The sequence below is a fragment of the Mesorhizobium sp. M7A.F.Ca.US.002.01.1.1 genome, from assembly GCF_004022955.1.
In the GTDB taxonomy this organism is placed as follows: Bacteria; Pseudomonadota; Alphaproteobacteria; order Rhizobiales; family Rhizobiaceae; genus Mesorhizobium; species Mesorhizobium ciceri.
The window spans coordinates 1-2,394 of record NZ_RZQE01000691.1 but is presented as its reverse complement, the minus strand read 5'-3'; the positions used below and the strand labels follow the sequence as shown (position 1 = coordinate 2,394).

The following is a 2,394-nucleotide window of genomic DNA, read 5'->3' as shown; positions in this document are numbered from 1 at the left end:
AGCTTTTTCGGTACGCAGCCGCGGATGACGCAGGTGCCGCCATAGCGGTATTCCTCGGCGATGCCGACACGCTTGCCGAGTGCCGCGGCGACGCGCGCCGCCCTCACCCCGCCCGAGCCGCCGCCGATGACGAAAAGATCGTAGTCGTAACCGGCCATGACGCGGCTCCCAGGCTTCAGAAATGTGTCAGACAGGTAGGCCGCAAAAAGCCCGGACAGGCCGGGCTTTCGCAGTAGGCCGCAAGGCCATTTGAAAATGCGGGTCAGTTGTTGTCCGCGGGGGCCGCGCCGTCGGCGGGCGCTGCGCCATCGGCCGGAGCTGCGGCTCCGTCGGCGGGCGCGGCAGGTGCTGCCTGCGCCTTTGCCTTGGCGGCTGCGGCCAACGTTTCGCCGACCTGCTGGGCGAGATCGCGGCCGAGGCCGTTCTGCCAGATGTCGGCTGCCTTGACCAATTCGCGGGTCACCGTCGGGCCGCTATCGAGCAGCTTCTTGCCCGAATCGGAATTGTAGAAGGCGGCGATGTCGGTCAGTTCCTTTTCGGAGAACACTTTCGCGTAGGCGAGTGCTGCTTCCTTCTCGAGGTCGGCGCGGCGCGAGGCCAGCGCCAGAGCCTTCTCGTTGATCGTCTTGCCGATCAGTTCCTGCATGTCCGGGTTCTTCTGGATCAGCTGCGATTCGAGCGCCGCGGCTGCCTGCGGCAGGATGTTGTCGAACGGGTCGGTCGCGTGGATCGCAGCGACCGCCGCGCGGGCGGCCTTCAGGTGCGCTTCCGTGACATCCTGCGAAAACGCCGGCGACGAGAAGGCGAAAACGGCCGAGGCCGCCAGAAGGACGGAAAGGCTGCGAACCCGGTTATGCAACGTCATGATCGGTAGAACTCCCTGGTTTTCGGGCGGCATGGACGGTTTGGATACCGTCGCCGCCGGCGATGATGGCCGCTGAAGCCAGCCCGATGAAAAGACCATGCTCGACCACGCCCGGAATGGCGTGGAGAGCATTCGAAAGCGCTCTTGTATCCGGAATGCGGCCAAAAGATGCATCGAGGATAAAATGGCCGCCGTCTGTAACAAAAGCCTGTCCGCCCGTCATCCTCAATGTGACCGGTCCGGAAAGACCGAGCTTTTCAGCCGCTGCGGCAACCGCGATTTCAGTGGCGCGCAGGCCGAACGGATTGACTTCGATCGGCAGGGGAAAACGGCCGAGCGTCTCGACCATCTTGGAGCGGTCGGCGATGACGATCATGCGCTGGGACGCCGCGGCGACGATCTTCTCGCGCAGCAGCGCGCCGCCGCCGCCCTTGACCAGGGTCAGTTCCGGGTCGACTTCGTCGGCGCCGTCGACGGTGAGATCCAGCTCTGGCGTTTCCTCCAGCGTCGACAGCGGCACGCCAAGCTCGCGGCACAGCAACGCGGTGCGCTCCGAAGTCGGCACGCCGATGATCGCCATGCCGGTTGCGACCTTTTCGGCAAGCAGCCGCACGAACTCCTCGGCCGTGGTGCCGGTGCCGATGCCAAGCCGCATGCCGTCGCTTACATGGGCGAGTGCTGCCCGCGCGGCTTCGACCTTCAACTGCCTTGCATCCATGTCGGTTATTGCCCCGGAAATTCGCTGCCGGGCTCGTAGCATTTTTGCCGGTCCGGTCAAAGCCCTGGACGGCGCTTCTCCAGGTGATGCTCAGTATAGGAATTATTTCCTTGACGGGTGAGCGCAGCTATGCTACATTTTTGCCTATGGTGTTGATTTGCGCCAACAGCCCGCCGTCGAGGCGGTTTTTTTCATAGCGGCGTCCAGCCGCGAATGCCCGGCCTGATAAGCAGGCCCCGCCTGAACGAACTGGCCCCGCGCTTGCCTTGACGCGCCGCAGCCTTTATCGCCTGCCCATTGCACACCTGCCCAGGACAGACCATGACCCGACCGATCATCGTGTTCGACCTCGACGGTACGCTGATCGACACAGCGCCGGACCTGCTCGACAGCCTCAACCACAGCCTGGCCGCCAGCGAGATCGCGGCGGTCGACGAAGCCGGCTTCAGGCGCTTTGTCGGTCACGGCGGCCGGGTGATGATCGAGCGGGCGCACGCCGCCCATCAGCGATCGCTTGCCGTCGAGGAGCACGACCGGCTGCTGAAACTTTTCCTCGACCACTACACGCTCAACATCCCCGGCAAGTCGCGCCCCTACCCCGGTGTCGTCGAGGCGATCGCGCGCTTCGAGGAGGCCGGCTATATCCTCGCCATCTGCACCAACAAATACGAAGCCAACTCGCTGGCGCTGATCGAGGCGCTCGGCCTGACCAAACATTTCGCGGCGATCGCCGGCCAGGACACGTTCGCCTTCCGCAAGCCCGACCCGCGCCATTTGATCGAGACCATAAAGCTGGCCGGCGGCTTTCGCC

General features: G+C 64.4%; 4 protein-coding genes. 1 reads left to right on the top strand and 3 read right to left on the bottom strand.

Going from position 1 to position 2,394, the window contains the following annotated elements:
- From EN932_RS34140 to rpiA, 3 genes are all read right to left on the bottom strand, one after another.
- On the bottom strand, window positions 1-158 hold a 158-nt coding region (locus EN932_RS34140), incomplete at its 3' end, for an FAD-dependent oxidoreductase (protein ID WP_164890783.1).
- Window positions 159-262: 104 nt separating this feature from the next.
- Entirely contained in the window at window positions 263-865 is a 603-nt protein-coding gene (locus EN932_RS34135) for a DUF2059 domain-containing protein (RefSeq protein ID WP_013531665.1), read from the bottom strand.
- The gene (gene rpiA / locus EN932_RS34130) at window positions 852-1,583 is read right to left on the bottom strand and encodes a ribose-5-phosphate isomerase RpiA (protein ID WP_063172140.1); all 732 of its coding nucleotides are present in this window, start codon (window positions 1,581-1,583) and stop codon (window positions 852-854) included. Before rpiA ends, EN932_RS34135 begins: the two co-directional genes overlap by 14 nt.
- A 321-nt stretch (window positions 1,584-1,904) precedes the next feature.
- Here rpiA and EN932_RS34125 point away from each other — a divergent pair.
- The coding region (locus EN932_RS34125; protein WP_128369438.1) for an HAD hydrolase-like protein at window positions 1,905-2,394 on the top strand (490 nt) is incomplete at its 3' end.